19 protein-coding genes are annotated in these 20,065 nt (G+C 69.8%); 9 read left to right on the top strand and 10 right to left on the bottom strand.

The window, feature by feature from the left end; all coding sequences use genetic code 11:
* Positions 1 to 374 precede the first annotated feature (374 nt).
* The 4 genes from FHX60_RS21200 (at position 375) to FHX60_RS21185 (ending at position 4,466) form a co-directional block, all read left to right on the top strand.
* Positions 375 to 578 carry a cold-shock protein gene (locus FHX60_RS21200; protein WP_012356773.1) on the top strand — a complete coding sequence of 68 codons (204 nt, stop codon included), beginning with the start codon at positions 375 to 377 and terminating at the stop codon, positions 576 to 578.
* Between the two features lie 222 nt (positions 579 to 800).
* On the top strand, positions 801 to 1,673 hold the full coding sequence (gene hpnD / locus FHX60_RS21195; protein ID WP_183284517.1) for a presqualene diphosphate synthase HpnD: 873 nt from the start codon (positions 801 to 803) through the stop codon (positions 1,671 to 1,673).
* 61 nt (positions 1,674 to 1,734) lie between these two features.
* Positions 1,735 to 3,777: a squalene--hopene cyclase gene (gene shc, locus FHX60_RS21190; RefSeq protein ID WP_183284516.1), complete on the top strand. Its 2,043-nt coding sequence runs from the start codon at positions 1,735 to 1,737 to the stop codon at positions 3,775 to 3,777.
* Positions 3,774 to 4,466, top strand: a complete 693-nt coding sequence (locus tag FHX60_RS21185) for a phosphorylase (RefSeq protein ID WP_183284515.1) — start codon at positions 3,774 to 3,776, stop codon at positions 4,464 to 4,466. The genes shc and FHX60_RS21185 overlap by 4 nt, the downstream gene beginning before the upstream one ends.
* 41 nt (positions 4,467 to 4,507) lie before the next feature.
* Here the strand turns inward: FHX60_RS21185 and FHX60_RS21180 are convergent, their stop codons facing one another.
* The gene (locus FHX60_RS21180) at positions 4,508 to 5,773 is read right to left on the bottom strand and encodes an Hsp70 family protein (protein ID WP_183284514.1); all 1,266 of its coding nucleotides are present in this window, start codon (positions 5,771 to 5,773) and stop codon (positions 4,508 to 4,510) included.
* Between the two features lie 229 nt (positions 5,774 to 6,002).
* Here FHX60_RS21180 and FHX60_RS21175 point away from each other — a divergent pair, with 229 nt between their 5' ends.
* Both FHX60_RS21175 and FHX60_RS21170 read left to right on the top strand, forming a co-directional pair.
* Positions 6,003 to 7,202: a CaiB/BaiF CoA transferase family protein gene (locus FHX60_RS21175; RefSeq protein WP_112775877.1), complete on the top strand. Its 1,200-nt coding sequence runs from the start codon at positions 6,003 to 6,005 to the stop codon at positions 7,200 to 7,202.
* The gene (locus FHX60_RS21170) at positions 7,199 to 8,062 is read left to right on the top strand and encodes a citryl-CoA lyase (protein WP_183284513.1); all 864 of its coding nucleotides are present in this window, start codon (positions 7,199 to 7,201) and stop codon (positions 8,060 to 8,062) included. The genes FHX60_RS21175 and FHX60_RS21170 overlap by 4 nt, the downstream gene beginning before the upstream one ends.
* A 33-nt stretch (positions 8,063 to 8,095) precedes the next feature.
* Here the strand turns inward: FHX60_RS21170 and FHX60_RS21165 are convergent, their stop codons facing one another.
* Positions 8,096 to 9,355: a GGDEF domain-containing protein gene (locus FHX60_RS21165; RefSeq protein ID WP_183284512.1), complete on the bottom strand. Its 1,260-nt coding sequence runs from the start codon at positions 9,353 to 9,355 to the stop codon at positions 8,096 to 8,098.
* A gap of 211 nt (positions 9,356 to 9,566) precedes the next feature.
* Positions 9,567 to 10,316: an IclR family transcriptional regulator gene (locus FHX60_RS21160; RefSeq protein ID WP_092314285.1), complete on the bottom strand. Its 750-nt coding sequence runs from the start codon at positions 10,314 to 10,316 to the stop codon at positions 9,567 to 9,569.
* Between the two features lie 416 nt (positions 10,317 to 10,732).
* Between FHX60_RS21160 and FHX60_RS21155 the strand changes: the two genes are divergently transcribed.
* The gene (locus FHX60_RS21155) at positions 10,733 to 10,966 is read left to right on the top strand and encodes an IclR family transcriptional regulator (protein ID WP_232344686.1); all 234 of its coding nucleotides are present in this window, start codon (positions 10,733 to 10,735) and stop codon (positions 10,964 to 10,966) included.
* A gap of 176 nt (positions 10,967 to 11,142) precedes the next feature.
* Positions 11,143 to 11,508, top strand: a complete 366-nt coding sequence (locus FHX60_RS21150; RefSeq protein WP_183284511.1) for a helix-turn-helix domain-containing protein — start codon at positions 11,143 to 11,145, stop codon at positions 11,506 to 11,508.
* A gap of 2 nt (positions 11,509 to 11,510) precedes the next feature.
* On the opposite strand, the gene FHX60_RS21145 is transcribed toward FHX60_RS21150, so the two are convergent.
* From FHX60_RS21145 to FHX60_RS21125, 5 genes are all read right to left on the bottom strand, one after another.
* On the bottom strand, positions 11,511 to 12,281 hold the full coding sequence (locus tag FHX60_RS21145) for a class I SAM-dependent methyltransferase (protein ID WP_183284510.1): 771 nt from the start codon (positions 12,279 to 12,281) through the stop codon (positions 11,511 to 11,513).
* 61 nt (positions 12,282 to 12,342) lie between these two features.
* On the bottom strand, positions 12,343 to 13,224 hold the full coding sequence (locus FHX60_RS21140; RefSeq protein WP_183284509.1) for an ABC transporter permease: 882 nt from the start codon (positions 13,222 to 13,224) through the stop codon (positions 12,343 to 12,345).
* Positions 13,225 to 13,239: 15 nt separating this feature from the next.
* Positions 13,240 to 14,076 (bottom strand): ABC transporter ATP-binding protein, encoded by an 837-nt coding sequence (locus tag FHX60_RS21135; RefSeq protein WP_183284508.1) that lies wholly within the window; start codon positions 14,074 to 14,076, stop codon positions 13,240 to 13,242.
* Positions 14,077 to 14,078: 2 nt separating this feature from the next.
* Entirely contained in the window at positions 14,079 to 15,089 is a 1,011-nt protein-coding gene (locus FHX60_RS21130) for an ABC transporter substrate-binding protein (RefSeq protein WP_183284507.1), read from the bottom strand.
* A 79-nt stretch (positions 15,090 to 15,168) separates the two neighbouring features.
* On the bottom strand, positions 15,169 to 16,098 hold the full coding sequence (locus tag FHX60_RS21125) for a TauD/TfdA dioxygenase family protein (protein WP_260164336.1): 930 nt from the start codon (positions 16,096 to 16,098) through the stop codon (positions 15,169 to 15,171).
* 371 nt (positions 16,099 to 16,469) lie between these two features.
* Here FHX60_RS21125 and FHX60_RS21120 point away from each other — a divergent pair, with 371 nt between their 5' ends.
* Positions 16,470 to 17,744 carry an O-acetylhomoserine aminocarboxypropyltransferase/cysteine synthase family protein gene (locus tag FHX60_RS21120; protein WP_112775870.1) on the top strand — a complete coding sequence of 425 codons (1,275 nt, stop codon included), beginning with the start codon at positions 16,470 to 16,472 and terminating at the stop codon, positions 17,742 to 17,744.
* An 82-nt stretch (positions 17,745 to 17,826) separates the two neighbouring features.
* On the opposite strand, the gene FHX60_RS21115 is transcribed toward FHX60_RS21120, so the two are convergent.
* A complete protein-coding gene (locus tag FHX60_RS21115; protein WP_112775869.1) occupies positions 17,827 to 18,804 on the bottom strand; it encodes a lysylphosphatidylglycerol synthase domain-containing protein in 978 nt (325 codons plus the stop codon).
* Positions 18,801 to 20,030, bottom strand: a complete 1,230-nt coding sequence (clsB, locus tag FHX60_RS21110; RefSeq protein ID WP_183284505.1) for a cardiolipin synthase ClsB — start codon at positions 20,028 to 20,030, stop codon at positions 18,801 to 18,803. Before clsB ends, FHX60_RS21115 begins: the two co-directional genes overlap by 4 nt.
* Positions 20,031 to 20,065 lie beyond the last annotated feature (35 nt).

The following is a 20,065-nucleotide window of genomic DNA, read 5'->3' as shown; positions in this document are numbered from 1 at the left end:
GCACGACAACATGGCACGCGGCCCGACTGCGGTGCACACACAGGCAAACGCGACAATAAAAAATCAGGGAATTCACTGAATCGGTACTGAAGTAGAAAACGCTAATATCTCCTGTCGGAACCTCTCATCATGATTAGGCGCTTAGCCTGATTGACACACCGGGAAAATTCGGCAGAATGATTCCCACTTGTGCAGCGCCCATTCGGTGTGTCATTTGGTGTTGTCGTTCCGTGACGCTTTCGGTTGTCACGACAGCGACATATCGAAGTCATATGGAATGCGCTGGCGGGGAACATAAAAGATCCGCTGGGTGCGTTGCACACGGTGTATAACGAGCGTTTTCGCTCATTTTGAAATTCAAGGTTGAGATAGATATGGAAACCGGTACCGTTAAGTGGTTCAACGACGCCAAGGGCTTCGGCTTCATCACGCCGGACGAAGGCGGCAATGACCTGTTCGCGCACTTCTCCGCCATCGAAGGCTCGGGCTTCAAGTCGTTGAAGGAAGGCCAGAAGGTGCGCTACGTCAAGGCCATGGGCCAGAAGGGCGAGCAAGCCACCAAGATTCAGGCCCTCTGATACCGGTGAGGTCCGGGCTGGCCCCAACGGGCCGGCCGGCACGAAAGCCCCGCAGAATTGCGGGGCTTTTTGTTTTGGCGCAACCATGCTGCAGCACGGTTGCGACCGCGCCGTTGCAGGTGAAATTGCTATAATCGCCCGACCCACAACCACCTCCCGTGCGGGTGCGCGCAAATGCCGCGCGGCCGGCGCGGGACGGTAAGCAGCGTGTCGAGGAGTTACGTGGCCGGTACTCAGATCGCAGCTTCAGACAGCCGTGCCGCCATCGGCGGCCAGGCTGGTCCCGCCGCCTCGTCGGGCAGTTCCTTCCATGCCGCGCTGCGCATCCTGCCGGCGGCACAGCGCCAGGCCATGTTCGAGATCTACGCGTTCTGCCGCGCCGTCGACGATGTCGCCGACGGCGATGCGCCGCATGCCGGGCGCCTGGCCGCGCTCGACGCCTGGCGCCGCGACCTCGCCGCCTGCTACGCCGGCAACCCGCCCGCGCCGCTGCAGCCGCTGTGCGCACAGATCCGCGCCTTCGACCTGCAGCAGGCCGACTTCCTCGCCGTGATCGACGGCATGACCATGGACGTGGTGCAGGATATCCGCGCGCCCGACGCCGCCACCCTCGACCTGTACTGCGACCGCGTGGCCAGCGCGGTGGGCCGGCTGGCGGTGCGCGTGTTCGGTATGGAGACGGATTGCGGGATTGCGCTGGCGCACCACCTGGGCCGCGCGCTGCAGCTGACCAATATCCTGCGCGATATCGACGAGGATGCCGCCCTTGGCCGCCTCTACCTGCCGGCCGAGGCGCTGGCGGCGGCCGGCATTGCGGCCGACATCGCGTCCACGCCCGCGGCAGTAGCCGCGCACCCGGCACTGGGCCAGGCGTGCGCCGCCGTGGCGCGCGAGGCCCAGGCCCACTACGACCAGGCCGAGGCCATCATGGCGCGCTGCCCGGCACGCCAGGTGCGTTCGCCGCGCATCATGGCCGAGGTCTACCACCGCATCCTGGCGCGGCTGTGCGCGCAGGGCTGGCGGGCGCCGCGCCAGCGCGTGCGCCTGCCGCGCGCGCAATTGCTCTGGATCGTGCTGCGCCACGCCATTGGCTGAGCGCGGCGAGCCCATGCAAGCCGGGCCCGGGCCACGCCGGGCGCCGGCACAAGGAGGCTGCATGTCGTTGAACGAGACCGCCTTTGCCAACGCCGCGCCGCAGGTTGATTCCGCGCCGCGCCACCCGGCCGGCCCGCCGCAAGCGCCGGCGACGCGCCTGCCCGCGCCGGCGCTCGACCACGGCATCGACCGGGCGCTCGACACGCTGCTGCGCCAGCAGCGCCCCGATGGCCACTGGGTCTACGAACTCGAAGCCGACGCCACCATCCCTGCCGAATACGTGCTGATGGTGCACTACCTCGGCGAAGCGCCTGACCTCGACCTGGAAGCGCGCATGGCCCGCTACCTGCGCCGCATCCAGAACCCGGACGGCGGCTGGCCGCTGTTCCATCAGGGACGCTCCGACGTCAGTGCCAGCGTCAAGGCGTATTTCGCACTGAAGATGGCGGGCGACGATCCGCAGTCCGCGCCGATGCAGCGCGCGCGCCAGGCCATCCACGCCATGGGCGGCGCCGAGGCCAGCAACGTGTTCACGCGCACGCTGCTGGCGCTGTACGGCGTGCTGCCATGGAAGGCGGTGCCGATGATGCCGGTCGAGATCATGTTGCTGCCGCGCTGGTTCCCGTTCCACCTGTCCAAGGTGTCGTACTGGGCCCGCACGGTGATCGTGCCGCTGCTGGTGCTGAACAGCCTGCGCCCGCAGGCGCGCAACCCGCGCGGCGTCGGCATCAACGAACTCTTCGTCGGCAACTGCCACACGGTTGGCCTGCCGCCGCGCGCGCCCCACCAGCATGCCGGCTGGTACACGGTGTTCCGCGGGCTCGATGCCCTGCTGCGCGTGGCCGAGCCGCTGTTCCCGCGCACGCTGCGCCGGCGCGCCATTGCCGCGGCACAGCGCTTCGTGCGCGAGCGCCTCAACGGCGAGGACGGCCTGGGCGCGATCTTCCCGGCGATGGCCAACAGCGTGATGATGTTCGACGTGCTGGGCGTGCCGCCCGACGATCCGGCGCGCGCGGTGGCGCGGCGTTCGCTCGAGCGCCTGCTGGTCGAGCACGGCGACGAGGCCTATTGCCAGCCCTGCCTGTCGCCGGTGTGGGATACCGCGCTGGCCACGCACGCGCTGCTGGAAACCGGCGATGCGCGCGCGGCGCAGGCCGCCGGGCGCGCGCTGGACTGGCTCAGGCCGCTGCAGGTGCTGGACCTGCGCGGCGACTGGGCGGTGCGCCGCCCGCTGGTGCGCCCCGGCGGCTGGGCCTTCCAGTACGCCAACGCCTACTACCCCGACGTCGACGACACCGCGGTGGTGGCCGCCGCCATGGACCGCTTCATGCGCGCGCACCATGCGCCCGGCCGCTATGGCGAAGCGGTGGCGCGCGCCACCGAGTGGATCGTCGGCATGCAGAGCGGCAACGGTGGCTGGGGCGCGTTCGAGCCCGAGAACACGCACCTGTACCTGAACAACATCCCCTTCGCCGACCACGGCGCGCTGCTGGACCCGCCCACCGCGGACGTGTCGGCGCGCTGCCTGTCGATGCTGTGCCAGACCGGCGCCACCCCCGGCAAGAGCGAGCCCGCCGCGCGCGCGCTGCGCTACCTGCTGGCAGAGCAGATGCCCGACGGCAGCTGGTTCGGCCGCTGGGGCACCAACTACATCTACGGTACCTGGAGCGCGCTGTGCGCGCTGAACGCCGCCGGCCTGCCCCCCGCTGCGCCCGAACTGCAGCGCGCGGTGGCGTGGCTGGCGCGCATCCAGAACGCCGACGGCGGCTGGGGCGAGGACGGCAGCAGCTACCGGCTCGACTACCGCGGCTACGAGCCCGCGCCCAGCGCGGCCTCGCAAACCGCGTGGGCGCTGCTGGCGCTGATGGCTGCGGGCGCCGCGCAGCATCCGGCGGTGGCGCGCGGCATCGACTACCTGCTGCGCACGCAGCAGCCCGGGGGGCTGTGGCATGAGCCACGCTTTACCGCGGTGGGCTTCCCGCGCGTGTTCTACCTGCGCTATCACGGCTATGCGCGCTACTTTCCGCTGTGGGCGCTGGCGCGCTACCGCAACCTGCAGCGCGGGCAGATGGGCCAGAGCGGCCAGGTGTCGTGGGGTCTGTGACGGCACCGTTCGTGCTGGTCGTCACCGGCATGGCGTTCGAGGCGCGCATCGCGGCCGGGCCGCACTGCCGCGTGTTGCACGGCGTGCGCGGACTGGCGCTGGAGCAAGAGGTGTCGGCCATGGCCAGCCGGCAGTGCATGGGCATCCTGAGCTTTGGCGTGGCGGGCGGGCTGGAGCCGACGCTGGCGCCGGGCGATGTGGTGCTGGCGGATGCGGTGTGCGCGCCCGGCGAGCGCTACGACACCGATACCACCTGGCTGCGCGCCATGCACGCGGCGCTGCCGCAAGCGCGCATCGGCACCGCGGCCGGGGCCGACCAGCCGGTCCTGTCGGTGGCGGCCAAGGCATCGCTGCACCGGGCCACGGGAGCGCTGTGCGTCGACATGGAATCGCATCTGTCGGCGCGCATGGCGGCGGCGTGCCGGCTGCCGTTCGCGGCTTGCCGGGTGGTCATCGATCCGGCTTCCCGTGCCGTGCCGGCAGCCGCAGCAGCGGGCATGGGCGATGACGGCAAGACCGATGTGCCCGCGGTGCTGGGCGGATTGCTGCGTGCGCCGCGGGAACTGCCGGCGCTGCTGCGCCTGGCCGGCGATGCCGCGGCCGCGCGCGGGGCGCTACGCGCGGCGCGGCTGGCGCTGGGGGATGCCTTTGGCTTGCGGGATATGCGCTCGCAGCAAGCAGACTTCTGAACCGGCTGAGGGGGACTGCCTCTCCCGCTTGTATCCTCCGCTCACCCAAACTTCCTCACCGCATCCAGCGCCAGCCCGCTGCCGATGCTGCCGAACCGGTCGCCTTCGACGCAGCGCGCCTCGGGCAGCAGCGCTGCCAGCCGCTGGCGCAGCAGCGGCACGCTGCTGGAGCCGCCGGTGAAGAAGATGGTATCGACCGCCGAACCGGCCACGCCGGCGTCGGCGAGCAGCTTGTGCACGGTCTGCTCGGTCTTCGTCACCAGCTTGTCGATCGAGTCGTCGAACTCGTCGCGCGTGATGGTCAGCGACAGGTCCGGTTCCAGCCGGTGCAGGTCCACCTCGGTGCTGCCCGAGTCCGACAGCGCAATCTTGGCGGCTTCGACCTGGATCGCCAGCCAGTGCCCGGCGCGCTCGCGGATCAGCCGCACCAGGCGGTCGAGCTTGACCGTGTCGGCGGCGTCGCGATAGTTGTCCATCACCAGCGACCACGCCTTGCGCGTATAGAGCAGGTTGATGGTGTGCCAGCTGGCCAGGTCGAAGTACTGGCTCGACGGCATCGCCTTGCCGTTGCGCAGCGCGCTGCCCAGGCCCAGCAGCGGCATTGCGCGCGCCAGGCTGAGCGCGCGATCGAAGTCGGTGCCGCCGATGTGCACGCCGCCGTTGGCCAGGATGTCGTCGCGCCGGTCGCTGCGCGCGGCGCGCTCGGGCGACAGCCGCACCAGCGAGAAGTCCGAGGTGCCGCCGCCGATATCGGCGACCAGCACCAGTTCCTCACGCGTGATGTCGGCCTCGTAGTCGAACGCCGCCGCGATCGGCTCATACTGGAACGCGATCTCGCTGAAGCCCGCGTCGCGCGCGATCCCGGCCAGGGTGTCTTCGGCCAGCTGATCGGCCACCGGGTCTTCGTCGATAAAGAACACCGGGCGCCCCAGCACCGCGCGCGAGAAGCCGGTCCCCGCGGCCTGCTCGGCGCGCGTCTTCAGCTCGCCGATGAAATGCGCCAGCAGCTTGCGGAACGGCATGGCCTGGCCCATCACCTCGGTGCTGTCGTCCATCATCGAGGTGCCCAGCAGGCTCTTGAGCGACCGCATCAGCCGGCCCTCGTATCCCGCCAGGTAATCGCCCAGCGCGGCGCGGCCGTAGCTGACCAGCGGATCCTCGGCATGGAAAAAGATCACCGACGGCAGCGTCGCCTTGCCATCCTCCAGCGGCAGCAGCGCGGGCGCGCTGCCGGGGCGGCTCCAGCCCACCGTCGAGTTGGACGTGCCGAAATCCAGGCCGCATGCGTTTGACATCTTCGATTCCATTTTCCTGCCAGCAAAGTGGTCCGCGCGACACAAGGGGGTCGCGGGCGGGGGCGCTATTGTAGGGCAGCGGCCGGGTCCGTGCCGGTCGGACTTCGCCGTCATGCCGGCGCGGCCGTTGAGGGCAACCTTGACAGAGATGCGGGGCGGCTCCTATGCTGCGTTTGTTCTTTACAAAAGATCACTGTTCTGTTGTACAGAACACACGGGCAACGGAGATCTGACCCCAGCCATGCAAAAACCTTTACGCCATATCCGCGTGCTCGACCTCACCAATGTGCTGGCCGGGCCGTTCTGCTGCCACCAGTTGGCCCACCTCGGCGCCGAAGTGATCAAGGTCGAAACCCCCGGCAGCGGCGACCTGGCGCGCCAGCTGGGCGCGGACCCGGAGCTGAACCAGCGCCTGATGGGCGTGTCGTTCCTGGCGCAGAACCCCGGCAAGCAGTCGGTCACCCTGAACCTGAAGCACGCCAGGGGCAAGGCCGTGTTCCGCAAGCTGGTGCAAAGCGCCGACGTGGTGGTCGAGAACTTCCGGCCGGGCGTGATGACGCGCCTGGGACTGGGCTATGACACCCTGAAGCAGGACAACCCGCGGCTGATCTACTGCGCGATCTCGGGCTTTGGCCAGGACGGGCCGCTTGCCGGGCTGCCCGCCTATGACCAGATCATCCAGGGCATGGCCGGCGTGATGCAGATCACCGGCGACGCCCACAGCGCGCCGCTGCGGGTGGGCTATCCGGTGTCCGACACCATCGGCGGGCTGACCGCGGCGCTGGCGGTGTCGGCGGCGCTGGCCGATACCGGGCGCACCGAGGGCTATTTCATCGACGTATCGATGCTGGAAGCAACGCTGGCGACGATGGGCTGGGCGGTATCCAACCACCTGATCGCAGGCCGGGCGCCCACGCCGATGGGCAACGAGAACATGACCGCGAGCCCCTCGGGCACCTTCCGCACCGCCGACGGCCTGCTCAATATCGCCGCCAACAAGCAGGAACAGTTCGAAGCGCTGTGCCGCGTGGTGGGGCGCCCGGCGCTGGCTGAGGATGCGCGCTTCGCGCAGCGGCAGGCGCGGCTGGCCAACCGGGCCGCGCTGACGCAGGCGCTCGAAGCCGAACTGGCAACCCGGCCGGCCGCCGAGTGGTGGCCGCTGCTGACCGCGGCCGGCGTGCCGGCGGGCCCGGTGCTGGACGTGCCGCAGACGCTGGCCCATCCACAGGTCAGCGAGCGCGGCATGATCGGCGAGTTTGCCGATGCCCCCGGCGTGGACCGCGACATCCGCGTGGTTCGCACCGGCTTCAAGCTCAACCGCGAAGCGCCGGCGGTCGACACGCCGCCGCCGCAACTTGGCCAGCATACGCGCCAGGTGCTGGGCAGCCTGGGCTACAGCGATGCGGACATCGATGAACTGAACCGGGAGGGTGCGATATGAGCGGCAGCCCCACACACGACGACGGCATGGACGCCGGCCAGCGCCTGTCGCAGGACTGGTGGCGCACCGGCATCATCGACATGCGCCCGGGCGAGATCCGCTACCGTGGCTACCCGATCGAACAGCTGATCGGCCGGGTGTCGTTCGCGCAGATGATCTGGCTGATGCTGCGTGGCGAGCTGCCCGGCCCGGGCCAGGGCGAACTGCTGGACGCAGCGCTGATGGCCGCCGTCGACCATGGCCCGCAGGCACCCAGCATCGCCATCGCGCGCATGGCCGCGACTTGCGGCGTGGGGCTGAACAATGCCATGGCGTCGGCTGTCAACGTGCTGGGCGACGTGCATGGCGGCGCGGGCGAGCAGGCGGTGGCGCTGTACCAGGACGTGGCGCAGCGGCTGGACGCCGGCAACACGATGGCGCTGGCCGTCGAAGACGCGCTGCAGCGCTACCGCGACCTGCACGGCAAGTACGTGGCCGGATTCGGCCACCGCTTCCATCCGGTCGATCCGCGCGCGCCGCGGCTGCTGGCGCTGGTCGCGCAGGCGGCGAAAGACGGGGTGGTAAGCGGCCGCTACGCGGCCATCGCGCGCGCGGTCGAGGCCGCGCTCGGCGCCGGGCGCGGCAAGCCGATCCCGATGAACATCGATGGCGCCACCGCGGTGATCTACGCCGAACTGGGCTTTGCCGCGCCGCTGGCGCGCGGGCTGTTCTGCCTGTCGCGCTCGGTCGGCATCCTCGCGCACGCGTGGGAGCAGCAGTGCGAGGGCGGGCGCAACAAGGGCCCGATGCCGCGCCAGTTCCTGTGGCGCTATGACGGCGCGCCGCCGCGCGACGTGCCGGTGCCGGATACGCCCGCCTAAGCGGCAACACCCCCGGCAGACCGGATCGCGCGCTCAGGCGGCCAGGTCGGGTGCCGGCTCCAGCAGCGGCGCAGCCGCCGCGCCGGCGGCGGGCTCCGCCATCGACGATGCCAGCACATAGCGGTCGCGCCCTTGCGCCTTGGCGTGGTAGAGCGCGCGGTCGGCATCGGCGAACAGGGTCCGCCACAGCGCCTCCCTGCTGCCCGCGCCGCCGCGCAGCTGCGCCACGCCGATGCTGACGCTGGCATGGCCGCGCCCGGCAGGCAAGGCGATCCCATGCACCTTGCGCAGCACGCGGTTGGCCAGTGCCGAGGCCTGCTGCTCGTCGGTATGCGGGCACAGCACGCAGAACTCTTCGCCGCCATAGCGCCCGGCCACGTCCGAGGCGCGGCGCGAGTTGTCCAGCGCCTGCGCCACTTCGCGCAGCACCGCATCGCCGGCGTGGTGGCCGCAGCTGTCGTTGACCTGCTTGAAGTAGTCGATATCGATCACCAGGCACGACAGCGGCTGGCCGTCGCGCTGCCAGCGCGCCACCAGCGACAGCGCCGACATGTCCAGCGCGCCGCGGTTGAGCAGCCCGGTCAGGGCGTCGATGCGCGCGCCGCTTTCGTTGTGCGCGACGATCTGCTCCATCGCCATCACGGTGAAGCCGAACAGCCCCAGCAGCGTGGCGATCAGCGGCGCCAGCACCCATGCCGAATCGGCCGGGCCGGCGAAGAACAGGGTCAGCGGCGCCGCGGCAGCGCCGGCAGCCGTGCCGCCCGCGGGCAGGCTCGTGGCGTGGCTGAAGCCCGCCAGCTGCGTGGCCAGTTGCACCAGGCTGGCCACCAGCACCAGCGGCGCCCCGATGCTGCGGCGCCCGCGCCCGGCGCGCGCCAGCGTGGCGAAGGTGGCCAGCGACACCAGCGCCAGCACGCCATAGACAATGCGCAGCACCAGCTGCGGGCCGTCAGGCAGGCCGCTCGAGGCCGCCATCAGGCCCAGCACGATCGCGCCCGCCCCTGCCAGCGCGCCGGGATGCGCGGGCACGCCGTAGTAGACCCGCACGCCGCGGTAGATCAGCAGCCAGCCGGCGACGAAGGCGAACGCGCCCAGCGTGCCGAGCTGGCCGGTGCCGCTGGCCGCGCTGACCGCCAGCGCCAGGCCCGCGGCCGACACCAGCACATGGCCGAACGCCCATAGCCGCCCCGCCATGCTCGCGCGCAACGCGAACACCAGCCCCGCCGCAATGATCAGCGTGCCGCAGAAAAACACCATCATCACCACCGCAATGGTCTGCTGGTCCAGGTGCAAGGGATTTCCTCAAGGATGCCGTCCGCCTGCCGTCAATACCGATCGGCGGGCATCAGGTCACGGGGGGCGCGACGGAGGCATGCGGGCGCTGATTTCACCAGATGTGACGTGCGCTGTTTTTCATGCCAGCCGCATGATAGCCCGTGCCGGCGCCAGCTTGGCACCCCCTGCAAGCCGGGTCGGGTGCGCTGCACCCGGCCGCGGTTTACCGTCAGTCCGGGACGGCCGGTCCCGGGGTGCCGTGCGGCGCCGTGCCGCCGAGCGCGCGCGTCAGCGAGCGCGCCGCCTGCAGCACATCGTCGCGGAAACCGTCGCGGTAGCGCGCCGCCGGGCAGGTCAGCGTCAGCGCGCCGGCCAGTACGCCGTCCGGGCCGAATACCGGCGCGGACACGCCGGCCAGATCGGGGCTGCGGTCGCCGACCAGCGCCGCCACGCCGTCTTGCCGGATCCGGTCATAGAGCTCGCCGGGCTCGCCGGCGAAGGCCCGCAGCACGCGCGCGCCGGCGCCGCGGTCGCGCGGCAGCAGTTCGCCCGCGCGCACGTGGTCGCGCACCGGCTGCGGCGAATCCACGCGGTACAGGCACAACCGGTGTTCGCCCTGCTCGACATGAAAGGCCGCGCTTTCGCGCGTCACGTTGACCAGTTCGCGCAGCGCGGGCATCACCACCGCCTCGAGCGAGAACGACGCGGCATAGACCGCGTGCAGCCGCGCCACCTCCGGCCCCAGCCCATAGCGGCCGTCGGCATGGCGCAGCACCAGCCCGGCGTGTTCGAGCGATGCCAGCAGGCGCAGCAGCGTGCTCTTGTAGAGGCCGCTGCGCTGCGCCAGCTCGGCCAGCGCCAGCGCGCCATCGCCCAGGCGGAACACCGACAGCACGAACAAGGCCCGGTCCACGGCGATGGCGCCGCCGGCGGCGGCGTGCTTGTCGGCTTCGGAAACCTGTGCGGCTTTGCGTGGCATGGCGGGCGGCGAGGAGGAACCTTGGCGGCGTTGGGTCGAAACGATGCGCCACCGTATAGAACGCTGTGAGGGTTGTCAATCCGTGTCCCCGGCAGGCTGATGTGCGGTGGCCTCGACGCGCGCAAGCTTGCATGGTGGCGTTTTTCTGCAACACCCTGGCTGCTGCCCGGCGGCATTGCCGGTCCGCGCAAGCGCCTTTTGCGCCCTCTGGACCGACGCATGCGCCACATCGCATGCCGCGCGCTTAGCCTATTCGCCACTCCTGGCTTTGCAAGCGGAATCAGCGGGGTAAATCGCCCCGGCTTTTGCTTTAGCGGCCGCTGCACCGGATGGATAGAATCATGCGTTGCTCAACTCCGCACCATCCTGCTGTTTCCGCCGCAATGTCTCATCGCCGTGCTATTCCCGACCTTGGTATGACCGTTCCCGCACTCTCGCTTAGTGCCATCCTGGACGACCTGCGCAGCGCTCCGCGCCCGCTGACCTCCGCGGAATATGCATACCTGGCCCAGCTGCGGCAACGCATCGTCACCGGCGACGCAGACCTGTGGACCACGCTCGAAACCGCGGGCGTGCCGTGCAGCGAGCGCCGCCTGTCGCCGGACGTGGTGCTGGCACTGACCGCGATCGGCCAGTTGCCGATGCACTGAGGCCGATGCACTGACTGCGCAACTGCCGCACGCCTCGCCGGAAGATTCCGCGCTGCATTTCTGAATCCGGCTGCTCACCTGCCCCGCGCCGCCCCGCTACGATCGATCCACTTCGATCCGCCGGGGACCCGTAGCAGCGCGCGAGCGCGACACCGCCCCCCGGCCATGACATGGGCATGGCTTACCGACTCATCAACCGGCGCGTCTCCTTTCTCTCCCTGCGTGTCTTTGTCGCACTGATGCAGCATCGCGACGCCGGCCGCGCCGCCCAGGCGCTCGGCATCCAGCCGCAGCGGCTCCATTACCAGCTGCGCCAGCTCGAGGCCGCGCTCGGCATGCCGCTGTTCCAGCCTTGCGGGACGGGCTGGCTGCCGACCGCGGCCGGGTTCAATGCCTTGCCCAAGATCAGCGCCATGCTTGATATCTGGGAGCAGGTCCAGGCCAGCACCCGCGCGCGGCGCCGTGCAGAAGCGGAGCGGCAGCGCGAGCACTGCGCGGTGCGCGTTGGCGCGGCATTCTGGGTGCGGCAGGCGACCATGTAGGCTCAGGCGAGCCGTACGCAGTGATAGGCCTCGGTGCGGTAAGGGAAGGCAACCTCGGCGCGCGCCGACAGCGCCGGATGCTGGTCGATGAGCGCGTGCAGGCGCGCGCGCACGCGCGCCTGCTCCGGTTCTGGCAGCGACGCAATGAAGCTTACCGACATGACGCGATCCACGATCACCTGCTGCGGCGGTCCCACATGCGCGTAGGGCAGACTCTGCAGCACCAGCGGCCCGAAGCCCTCGGCGGGAAACACCTGCCTCCAGTCACCCTTGTAGAAGCGCGGGGCGTCGCCTTCATACGGCGCCATGATGGCCGTGAGCTGCGCCACCCAGTCCACGCTTTCATCCCTGACGTTCCATACCAGTCCGAGCCGGCCGCCGGGGCGCAGCACGCGGCGAATCTCCGCAAGTGCCCGCGCGTTGGCAAACCAGTGGAACGCCTGTGCGCAGACCACGGCGTCGACGCTGGCCTCTGCCAGCGGGATCGCCTCGGCGCTGCCCTCCAGGACTTGCACCGGCCCCACCGCGGCCGCCAGTTGCGCCCGCATCTGCGCCACCGGCTCCACCGCAATCACCGTGGCGCCGGTCTGCACCAGCCGGCGCGTGAACTTTCCGGTGCCGGCCCCGAGATCGAGCACCACGCGGCCCGCATGCAAGCCAAGCGCGCCGCGCAGCCACGTGTCGATTTCGGCGGGGTATTCGGGTCGACCGCGTGCGTAGGTATCGGCCTGGCGGGCGAATCCCATGGCGGCGGCTTGATGGATGATGGTCATGGTCAGGCTCCGGTTGGCTACCGCAGCCGTAGCCTACGCGCGCGCGCCCCATCGGACAAGGCTAGTGCTGCATGCCCCACCGGCGCACCGTCAGCCGCTCCAAGGTGGTGAACACCAGCCCCTCGACCAGCAGGCCGATCAGGATCACCGCGGCCAAACCCGCGAATACGCGGTCGGTATAGAGTTCATTGCGGTTCTGGAAGATGAACCAGCCCAGCCCGCCCTGCCCTGACGACGCGCCGAACACCAGTTCGGCGGCGATCAGCGTGCGCCAGGCAAAGGCCCAGCCGATTTTCAGTCCGGACAGGATCGCGGGCAGCGCCGCCGGCACCAGCACCAGCGCGACATAGCGCAGGCCGCGCAACCCGTAGTTGCGTCCGGCCATGCGCAGCGTCGGCGGCACCGCGCGGAAGCCGGCGTACATGTTCAGTGCCAGCGGCCACAGCACCGAATGGATCAGCACGAACACCAGGCTGCCGGTGCCAAGCCCGAACCACAGCAGCGCCAGCGGCAACAGCGCAATCGCCGGCAGCGGGTTGAACATGGCGGTGAGCGTGTCCAGCAGGTCGCGTCCGAGGCGCGTCGATACCGCCAGCGAGGTCAGCACGAACGCCAGCACGATGCCGGCGGCGTAGCCGCGCAGCAGCACCGACAGCGAGATCGCCGCCTTGCCCGGCAGCTCGCCGCTCACCACAGCCGCGCCAAAGGCGCGCAGCGTGGCCAGGCAGGACGGCAGCAGCAGGTCGTTGTCCTGGATGCGCGCCACCGCTTCCCAGATCAGTCCCAGCGCCAGCAGGATCAGGGCCTTGCGCAGCCAGTCCTGCTGCCACGCGCGCTGGTGCCACGGCAGTGCGCGCGCCAGCGGGGCTTCGGTGAAGGGCTCGGGCTCGCGCTCGTATTCCGGCCGCACCGGGTCGGCCAGGTTAAGGGAGGGTTGGGTCATGATGCAATGTCGGTTTCAGCGTGCCGCCGCGCTGCGCGCCTGCGGCAGGTCCGTGGTGCCTGGCGCGTCGAACAGCAGGCCATGGATGCGCTGCGCCGCGGCCTGGAATTCGGCGCTGCCCTGGCTCGCCAGGTTGAACTGGTGGCTGTTGAGCTCCGCGCGCACGCGTCCCGGATGCGGCGACAGGAGCAGAATGCGGCTGCCCACCACCAGCGCCTCTTCGATCGAATGGGTGACGAACAGCAGCGTCAGCGCGGCGCCATCGCACAGCGCCAGCAGTTCCTCCTGCATGCGCCGGCGCGTCAGTGCGTCCAGCGCGGCAAAGGGTTCGTCCATCAGCAGCACCTTGGGCCGCATCGCCAGCGCGCGCGCGATCGCCACGCGCTGCTTCATGCCGCCCGACAGCGTATGCGGATAGGCGCCGGCAAATTCGGCCAGGCCTACCTTGTGCAGGCTATCGAGCGCCAGTTCGCGCGCGGCGGCGCGCGACAGGCCACGCGCCTGCCGCAGCGGAAACATCACGTTCTGCAGCACGGTCTTCCACGGCGGCAGCTGGTCGAACTCCTGGAACACCACGATGCGGTCCGGGCCAGGCTGCTGCACGCGCCGGCCTTCGAGCCGGATCTCGCCCTCGCTGGGGGTAACGAAGCCCGCCACCGCCTTCAGCAGCGTGGACTTGCCGCAGCCCGACGGGCCCAGCAGCACGAAGCGGTCGCCCGCGTGCACGTCGAAGCTGACGCGGTGCGTGGCGCGCACGATGCGTTCGGGGGTGCGGTACTCCAGCGACACGCCGTCCACCTGCAGCAGCGGCGCGGCGCGGTCCGAAACCACGCGCAGGTTGTGGCTGGCCATGCTCAGCTCCCTTGCGCGGTGACCGGGTCCGGGAAGAAATAGTCCTGCCAGGACTTCGGCTGGTTGCGGATCGCGCCGACGCGATGCATGAACGACGCCAGCGCGAAGGTGTTCTGCGGCGCGACGCGGAACTGCACCTGCGGGTTCTTCAACACGCGCAGCAGCAGCGCGCGGTCGGTGCGGGCCTTGCTCTGGCGCAGGTAGATGTCGGCGGCGGCCTCGGGATTGGCGGTGGCGAAGGCGGCGGCCTCGGCCAGCGCGTCGACGAAGGCGCGATAGGTCTTCGGGTTGTCATTCCGGAACTTCTCGGTGGCGTACAGCACCGTGGACGAGCTCGGTCCGCCCAGCACGTCGTACGAGTTCAGCACGATGCGCGCGTTCGGGTTGCCGGCCAGCTCCTGCTCCTGGAACGGCGGGTTGCCGAAGTGGCCGGTGATCTCGGTGCCGCCGGCAATGATGGCCGCCGCCGCATCCGGATGCGGCACCGCGACGGTCCACTTGTCGAGGCGGTTGTATTCCTTGTCGCCCCACTGTCTGGCCGCGGCCAGCTGCAGCACGCGCGACTGCACCGAGACGCCGACCGCCGGCACCGCGATGCGGTCCTTGTCGGTGAAATCGGCAATGGTCCGGACCCTGGGATTGTTGCTGACCAGGTAGTAGGGGAAGTTGCCCAGCGAGGCGACGCCGCGCACGTTCTGCTTGCCATGGGTTCGGTCCCACAGCGTCAGCAGCGGCCCCACGCCGGCGCCGGCAATATCGATGGCGCCCGACAGCAGCGCGTCATTGACCGCGGCGCCGCCGGACAGCCGGGTCCATTCGACCTTGATATCGACGCCCTGCTGGCGGCCGTGCTTTTCGATCAGTTGCTGGTCGCGCGCTACGTTGAGCAGCAGGTAGACCACGCCGAACTGTTCGGCAATGCGCAGCCGGCCTTCGGCGTGCGCGGTGCCGGCGAGGGCCAGGCCGGCGCTGAGCGCCAGCAGGCCGAGCCTGCGGGAAAGACGAGAAAACATGTTCCGGACTCCGGGGATGCGTTGGACTGGCACTCGCGCAAGCGAGCGCCACGGGGTGGCTGGCGATCGCGCTGCGCGGTCAGCGCGGCACGTCGCCTTCAATGGTGGTGCGGTACATCACGCGCCGCAGATGCGGCGGACAGCCGGCCGCAAGATGCAGCAGCGAGCGGTTGTCCCAGAACACCAGGTCGTGCGGCTGCCAGCGGTGGCGATAGAGATGCGCGGGCCTGACGCTGTGCGCAAATAGCTGGTCCAGCAGCGCGCGGCTTTCGTCCTCGGGCAGGCCGACGATGCGGGTGGTGAAGTGTTCGCTGACGAACAGCGCCTTGCGCCCGGTTTCCGGATGGGTCCGTACCACCGGCTGCAGCACCGGCCGGACCTGCGCCACCTGCTCGGGCGTCAGGTCGGGCCGCCACGGGCTGCGCTGCTGCAGCTCGGCGTAGCGGGCCAGGTAGGTGTGTTCGGCTTGCCGGCCATCGACAGCACGCTGCAGCGCGGCCGGCAACGTATCCCACGCCAGGTGCATGTTGGCGAACAGCGTATCGCCGCCCTCGGCGGGCAGCTCGCGCGCATGCAGCAGCGAGCCCAGGCTGGGCCGTTCCTTGTACGACAGGTCCGAATGCCAGAAGTGGCCGGCATCGCCCAGCCCGATCGGCTTGCCGTTCTCGACCACGTTGGAGACCACCAGCACCTCCGGATGGCCGGGCAGCTGGAACTGGTGCAGCACGTGGACCTGCAACGGGCCGAAGCGGCGACTGAAGGCAATCTGCTGCGAGGGCGTGATGCGCTGGTCGCGGAACACCAGCACATGGTGGTCGAGGTGGGCGCGATGGATGCGCGCGAAATCCGCTTGCGTCAGCGGTTGTGACAGGTCCAGCCCGATCACTTCGGCGCCGAGCGGCGCAGCGAGCGGGCGGATCTCGAAGCGGCCTGCGTCGCAAGCGTGGATGGCAGGATGCGGGGCGCTGTGCTGGCGCGAAACACTGACGGGGGCGGTTGCGGTCGTCATGGCAGGCTCGGGCATAGGAAGAAAGCCGGCGCGGTCCCTTGCTCGATGCAGGGGATGCCGCGTGCAAGCTCGCACTGTAGGGAGCCGCCGCTGGCACGGTCAACGAATCAAAGCGCCGACGCTTATCCGCTTATCGCATATCGCGGTTCGCACGACCGGACTCGACCTTCGCGCCATGCTGCGCATAACCACATGCAATAACCTTCCTTGCCGCGCGCACCGGCAGTGGGCGACGATGGCGGCGCTGCCCGCTACGGCGCTGGTACCATCGCACAGCCTGGTACGCCCGTGCGGGCGCACCGCCCGGCATGCCCGGCGCCGCAGCGGGGCCTCCCCGACGCGCCGGTCCGGCACACAACAGAGAGAACACGATGAGACTCGAAACCCTGGCCGTCCACGGCGGTTATTCGCCAGATCCCACCACGCGCGCGGTGGCCGTTCCCATCTACCAGACCGTAGCCTACGCCTTCGATAACGCGCAGCATGGCGCGGACCTGTTCGACCTGAAGGTGGCGGGCAACATCTACAGCCGCATCATGAACCCGACCAACGACGTGCTCGAGCAGCGCCTGGCCGCGCTCGAGGGCGGCGTGGGCGCGCTGGCGCTGGCGTCCGGCATGGCCGCGATCACCTATGCGATCCAGACCATCGCCGAGGCCGGCGACAACATCGTCTCGTCCAGCCAGCTCTACGGCGGCACCTACAACCTGCTGGCGCACACGCTGCCGCAGTCCGGCATCGAGACCCGCTTTGCCGATGGCCGCAATCCGTCCAGCTTCGGCGACCTGATCGATGCACGAACCAAGGCCGTGTTTGTCGAGTCGGTGGGCAACCCGCTTGGCAACGTGGTCGATATCGCCGCGATCGCGCGCGTGGCGCACAACCACGGCGTGCCGCTGATCGTCGATAACACGGTGCCGTCGCCCTACCTGTGCCGGCCGTTCGAGCATGGCGCCGATATCGTCGTGCATTCGCTGACGAAGTACCTGGGCGGCCACGGCAACAGCGTCGGCGGCGCCATCGTCGACAGCGGCAAGTTCCCGTGGGCGCAGCACAAGGAGCGCTTCCGTCGCCTGAACGAGCCGGACGTGTCGTACCACGGCGTGGTCTATACCGAAGCGCTGGGGCCGGCCGCGTATATCGGCCGCGCGCGCGTGGTGCCGTTGCGCAATACCGGCGCCGCGCTGTCGCCGTTCAACGCGTTCCTGATCCTGCAGGGCATCGAGACCCTGGCGCTGCGGCTGGACCGCATCACCGACAATGCGCTGGCGATCGCACGCCACCTGCAGCAGCACGCCAAGGTCGCGTGGGTCAATTTTGCCGGCCTGCCCGACCACGCCGATCACGCGCTGGTGCAGCAATACCTGGGCGGGCGCGGCCCCGGCATCCTGTCGTTCGGCCTGAAGCAGGGCGGCCGCGAGGGCGGCGCGCGCTTCCTCGATGCGCTGCAGCTGTTCACGCGGCTGGTCAATATCGGCGATGCCAAGTCGCTGGCCACCCACCCGGCGTCGACCACGCACCGCCAGCTCAACGCCGAAGAACTGCAGGCGGCCGGCGTCAGCGAAGACATGGTGCGGCTGTCGATTGGCATCGAGCATATCGACGACCTGATCGAGGACCTGGAGCGCGCGCTGGCAGCGGCCTGACCTGCCGCCGATCCAGTTCGCTCGGCTTGCGCTCCTCTCCCGCCAGCGGGAGAGGAGCCGGGGGCGCGCTCGGTTTCGCCGCTCACCTCACCCCACTCCCCTCCCCGCCATCCCGCTTGCCGCGCGCCTCCAGCACGAAATAGCCGATCGCGCCGATCATCAGCGGGATCAGGTAGTACAGCGCGCGGTAAGCGATCAGCGCCGCGAGCAGCAGCCCGTGCGGCACCTGGTCGCCCAGCATTGTCAGGAACACCGTCTCGATCACGCCCAGCCCGCCGGGGATGCGCACCACCACGCCCGCCAGCCCCGACGCCAGCAGCACGCCAAGCACCGTGAAGTAGGTCGCATGCGTATGCAGCAGCGCATACAGGATCGCCGCCATCGACATCCAGTGGGCCGCCGACAGCGCGCATTGCAACGCTGCGAAGCGCACCGTGGGCATATAGATGTCATGGTCGCGCACGGTGCGGTGACGGCCATGCCAGAGCGCGCACGCGGCCACGTAGCCGGCCGGGACCGCCAGCATCAGCACGCCCAACACCCGCGTCAGCGCCGCGGGAATGCCCCACTCCGGCGGCAGCACCACCAGTTCGCCGGCGAGGATGGCGCCAGCCAGCACCGCATAGCCGAGCCAGTTGGTCGTGACCACCACCACGAACAGGCTCCAGATCTGCGGCGCGCTCAACCCCGCGCGCGAGTACAGCCGGTACCGCACGCCCGCGCCGCCCAGCGTGGCGCCCAGGTTGAGGCTGAGCGTGTAGCTGACATAGGAGATCGCCATCACGCGGCGCAGCGGCAGCGGGTGCCCGGCATAGCGGCAGCCCAGCACGTCGAACTGGCTGTACAGCAGCCCGCTCAGTGCCACGAAGCCCGCCGCCGGCAGCAGCGTGCGCGCGTTGAAACCGCGCAGCGCTTCGAGCACCGCGTCCCAGTCGATGGTGCCGAGCTTGCGCGCGATCAGCGCCAGCACGGCGGCAATGAAGAGGATGCCGATGGCACGGCGCCAGGCCGGCCAGTGCGCATGCTGGCGGATGGCGGACAAGGCCTCGGCGCCCGTCATTCCGCGCCTCCGCGCAACACCACCACGCGCCGCGCGTTGCGGCGCCCCGGCATCGGCTGCACCAGCCGCGGCGCATGCGCCGGCAGCCAGCCCGCCCAGGCCGGGAAGCGCCGCAGGAAGTGGAACATCACCGTCGCGCCCAGCGCGTCGAGGCGGCTGCGCGGTGACTTCTGCCCGGGCGGCACGGCGCGGCAGCGCGCGCCGATCAGCGCTTCGAGCCGGCCGCGCAGGTGGCTCGCGAAGACTTCATCGCGGATCACGAGATTGGCCTCGAGGTTCAGCGACAGGCTCAGCGGATCGAGGTTGCTGGAGCCGACCGTGGCCCAGGTGTCGTCCACCACCGCGACCTTGCCGTGGAAGGGCCGCTCGACGTATTCGAGGATCTGCACCCCGGCGTCCTGCAGGTGCGCATAGAGCAGGCCGCCGGCGCGCGCCACCCACGGCATGTCGGGCTTGCCCTGCAGCAGCAGCCGCACCCGCACGCCGCGCGCGGCGGCCTCGCACAGTGCATGCAGCAGCCGGTAGCCCGGCAGGAAGTAAGCGTTGGCGATCATGACCTCGCGCCGCGCCGCGCGGATCGCGTCCAGGTAGGCAAACTCGATGTCGTTGCGGTGGCGGTGGTTGTCGCGCGTGACCAGGATCGCGCGTGCGGCCTGCATGCGCGGATCCGGCGCCTCGCGTTCGGCCACAGGCTCGTGCATGGGCGCCGGCGGACACGCGCCAGGCATCGCGCGCACCAGGAAGTCGTGCACCTGGCGTGCAAAGGGCCCGCGGATTTCCACCGCATAGTCCTGCTTGGCCAGCGGCCCGAACTGGTACAGGTGCTCCGCCGAGAAGTTGAGGCCGCCCACGAATGCCACCTCGGCATCGACGGCGATCAGCTTGCGGTGCATGCGCCGGAAGATATGCGTGCGCACGCCGAACAACCGCGGCCGCGGCGAGAATGTGCAGAACTGCACCCCTGCGTCGACCAGCCCGGCGATAAAGGCCGGCGACAGGTCATGCGAGCCGAAGCCGTCCACCGTCAGCGCCACACGCACGCCGCGGCGCGCGGCCGCGAGCAGTGCCGCGTGCAATTTGTGGCCTACCTCGTCTTCAAACAGGATAAAAGTTTCCAGCAGTACGCTTTCGCGCGCGCGCGCAATGGCGTCGAACACGCACGGAAAATACTCCTCGCCGTTCTCCAGCAGGCGGAAGTGGTCGGAAGCGGATGGCAGCGGTGTCATGGCCGGCGAATCGCCGCAAACACCATGCCAGCGAA

The sequence above is a fragment of the Cupriavidus alkaliphilus genome (assembly GCF_014191175.1).
Classification (GTDB): Bacteria; Pseudomonadota; Gammaproteobacteria; order Burkholderiales; family Burkholderiaceae; genus Cupriavidus; species Cupriavidus alkaliphilus.
The sequence above is the reverse complement of the archived record's forward strand: the minus strand, read 5'-3'. Positions and strand labels throughout refer to the sequence as shown.